The organism is Microcoleus sp. D3_18a_C4 (assembly GCF_036702415.1).
Taxonomy (GTDB): domain Bacteria; phylum Cyanobacteriota; class Cyanobacteriia; order Cyanobacteriales; family Microcoleaceae; genus Microcoleus.
This window is the reverse complement of the sequence record NZ_JAUBTI010000211.1, coordinates 1-2,849: the sequence shown is the minus strand read 5'-3', so window position 1 is coordinate 2,849 and position 2,849 is coordinate 1. Positions and strand designations below refer to the sequence as shown.

General features: G+C 43.5%; 3 protein-coding genes. All 3 read right to left on the bottom strand.

What is annotated here, in order from left to right; all coding sequences use genetic code 11:
• Positions 1 to 79: 79 nt before the first annotated feature.
• On the bottom strand, positions 80 to 1,468 hold the full coding sequence (locus tag QUB16_RS33155; RefSeq protein WP_333322621.1) for a cytochrome P450: 1,389 nt from the start codon (positions 1,466 to 1,468) through the stop codon (positions 80 to 82).
• A gap of 86 nt (positions 1,469 to 1,554) precedes the next feature.
• The gene (locus tag QUB16_RS33150; protein WP_333322619.1) at positions 1,555 to 2,049 is read right to left on the bottom strand and encodes a GNAT family N-acetyltransferase; all 495 of its coding nucleotides are present in this window, start codon (positions 2,047 to 2,049) and stop codon (positions 1,555 to 1,557) included.
• Between the two features lie 92 nt (positions 2,050 to 2,141).
• Positions 2,142 to 2,738, bottom strand: coding sequence for a tRNA isopentenyl-2-thiomethyl-A-37 hydroxylase MiaE (locus QUB16_RS33145; RefSeq protein WP_333322617.1), 597 nt, complete (start codon positions 2,736 to 2,738; stop codon positions 2,142 to 2,144).
• Between the last annotated feature and the right edge of the window lie 111 nt (positions 2,739 to 2,849).

The following is a 2,849-nucleotide window of genomic DNA, read 5'->3' as shown; positions in this document are numbered from 1 at the left end:
GTCCCGCCCGTCCAAAAAGGACGGGCGGGACGCCCATCCCACAAACTTGTGGAAGTTATTTAATTCTCATTCCTAAGATTCAAATCCTATCCTTTACCACCAAACGCACACCACCAGCGGGTGCCATTGTCAAACCGCGGCGTACTGGCAAAACCGGACGATTTTCTGCAAGTTCTAAAGAGTATCGTGACAGCACTTTCGCCAATACTAACTTCATTTCAAACATGGCAAATGCCGCCCCAATACAGCGGCGGTTCCCTCCTCCAAACGGCAAATATTCGTAAGGCGAAAATTGCCTTTCTAGAAAACGTTCGGGTTTAAAACGTTTTGGTTCCGGGTAAATATCCGGTCGGTGGTGAACCAAATAAATGCAGGTAGAAAGTATCATTCCTTTGGGAATATTATAACCCATTAACTGCATCGGAGCTTGCAGAAGGCGCGGAAATGCAAAAAATAGGATCGGATAAATCCGCAGCGTTTCGCAACAGACAGCATTCAAATACGGGAGTTTACTTATTTCCGTCGGCTCGCAATTTTCGACATCAATAGAATTGAGCTCTTGCAGCAGTTTTTCACGGACTTCTGGGATGTAGTGAATCCAATACAAAGCCCAGGCTAAAGCTGTGGCTGTAGTTTCGTGTCCTGCGAATAAGATTGTCATTAATTCATCCCGCAATTCAACGTCGCTCATCGGCTTTCCTGCTTCGTCACGAGCGGAAATTAACAAGCTCAGGATGTCTTCCCCCAATGGTTCAGACTGAGTTTTGCGCTCGCGAATTTCTTGATAAAGCAGTTCATCTAAACGCTGTCTTTGTCGCAGAAATCCTCCCCAAGGACTCCAAGCACCTAAATCTTTTTGCAACGACTTGATAAACAAAAAGGTAGCGCTTAATGGATTGCTAAACAGGCTGAACATATTAATCATTAGTTGCTGAATTTGCTGGTAGCGTTCTCCTTCGCTCAGCCCAAAAATCGTGTGCAAAATTACTTCCAAGGAAATTTCCTGCATAGTTGATTGCGCGATAACCGACTTACCAGGAGTCCAATTATTAATTACTTTTTCGGTTGTATCGCGGATGATTTGTCCGTAAGCTTTCATGCGTTCACCGTGAAAAGGTGGCATTAAAAGTTTGCGCTGCTGCAAATGTCGATCGCCATCTAACAACAATAACGAATTCGAGCCTACTAAAGGTAGCGTTATCTGGTTTCCCGTACTGGATTCAAAGAGTTTGGAATCGGATGTAAAAATTTCTTGAATAGCTTGAGGATTGCTAACAATTACTTGGGGCGGAAAGTTGCTGAATTCGCTGGTAAAAAGGTCGCCGTAGCGTTGATAATTACTATCTAAATAATACAGAGGATTTAAAATTCCCCGCACTGTCTGAACAAATCTAGCGTCTTTAGGGCCGTCTAGCAATTTGTTGGTAGCATGATTTTGAGAGTGAGAGTTTTCTGTGGGGATAGTCATTTGTTTTCCTCCTAGATTAATTTACTCAGTTTCAATCAACTGTTGATTGAAACTGAGTAAATTAATCCTTGTTTACACAAACCTTATTAGAGATTTTTTATATCTAGATATTTTACGTAAACCCGATCGCACCTTGGCGTCTCCACACCAGTTGTCGGTATATATCCCCTATTTTCGTACATTTTCACAGCTTCTTTGAGAATGCTGGCCGTTTCTATCCAAATTTCATCAAAGCCGCGAGCTATAATTTTACTTTCCAATTCTTGCAGTAAAAATTTCCCCAAACCCTGTCCTCTTGCTGCTGGCAAAATATACATTTTGCGAATTTCCACAGCATTATTTCCGCGCTCAATCGGATAGTAAGCCGCCGTACCGACTATTTTATCCTGCCGTTCAACTACCCAAAATTCCCCGCCTTGATTATGATAATGAAGTTCTACATCATACACATCTCGATCGGCCCCGTGAGGTTCGCATTTTAAACCGTACTCTGCTAAAACATCTCTAATTAAATAGAACGCCTCAGCGCGATCGCGCGTTTCCCAGGAACGAATTAAAAAATCCAGATGTTGGGTTTTCATTGGTTGTTGCAACTTAATATTTATTTGTTGACTTTAGCAACTGTAAAATTACTCATTTTTTGTGTTTTACAGTCTTTAAATGCACCTAGATTTTAACTGTGAATTCTCGGTTCGGGATGAAGACTTGCCAGCAACTCGCTCTCTACTAATGATAATTCCTCCAGCCTGTCAATCACAAGAGTGCGATCGAAATAAGTTGTTGCCAAAATCCAATATACCCCGTAATGGCGCGCTTCCGAAGCCATCAAACTGCGGTAAAATTTAGCTAATTGGGCGTCGGGACAGCGATCGCCCAGCAGCCCCAACCGTTCGTGACTGCGCGCTTCTATCAAACCAGAAACCAACAAAGAATCCAAAAGTCTCTCCGGTTCCTGCTTGCGAATTTGGGCGGACAAACCGGCACCGTAGGGAGGTGCGGCCAAAGGGCCTAAAGCAATGCCGCGCTTTTCTAACCGCTGGTTGACTTGATCGAAATGCTCTAATTCTTCGCGGGCGATCGCCGTTAGCATCCTCACCAATTTTTCCCGGGCTGGGTAGCGAAACATCAAATTTAACGCTACTCCCGCCGCTTTCCGCTCGCAGTGAGAATGGTCTAATAAGATTGTATCCAAATGGGCGATCGCCTGTTGCACCCAAGCTTCCGAAGTCGGCTGTTTCAAAAACTTAATAGTTGGCAGTGTTAAACTCATATTATTTGAGATTTGAGATGTGAGATTAACTCTTGTGGGAGCATCTCAGTTTTGTAAAAAGCATTTTTTTTATTGTAGTGCGAGCGTCCCCGCTCGCGTATTGTACAATAC